This is a genomic window from Xenorhabdus entomophaga, assembly GCF_037996725.1.
GTDB classification, from domain to species: Bacteria; Pseudomonadota; Gammaproteobacteria; order Enterobacterales; family Enterobacteriaceae; genus Xenorhabdus; species Xenorhabdus khoisanae.
This window is the reverse complement of the sequence record NZ_JBBMXH010000551.1, coordinates 1-221: the sequence shown is the minus strand read 5'-3', so window position 1 is coordinate 221 and position 221 is coordinate 1. Positions and strand designations below refer to the sequence as shown.

1 rRNA gene is annotated in these 221 nt (G+C 44.3%); it reads right to left on the bottom strand.

The annotated features are described in order from the left end of the window. Window positions 1–82, bottom strand: a 16S ribosomal RNA gene (locus AAC854_RS24020); the annotation flags it as partial. Window positions 83–221: the final 139 nt, after the last annotated feature.

The window sequence follows — 221 nt, the reverse complement described above, 5'->3', positions numbered from 1 at the left end:
CTTCTTCCCGCTGCCGCTCGACTTGCATGTGTTAGGCCTGCCGCCAGCGTTCAATCTGAGCCATGATCAAACTCTTCAATTAAAGGTTTGATGCTCAAAGAATTAAACTGTGTTAGTTCGTAATGAATTAACTGTTCAGTCACTCTTCAAGACTTAATCTCTTTTCGCCTTTCGGCGGAGATAGTGTCCTGCGAGTGCCCACACAGATTGTCTGATTAATT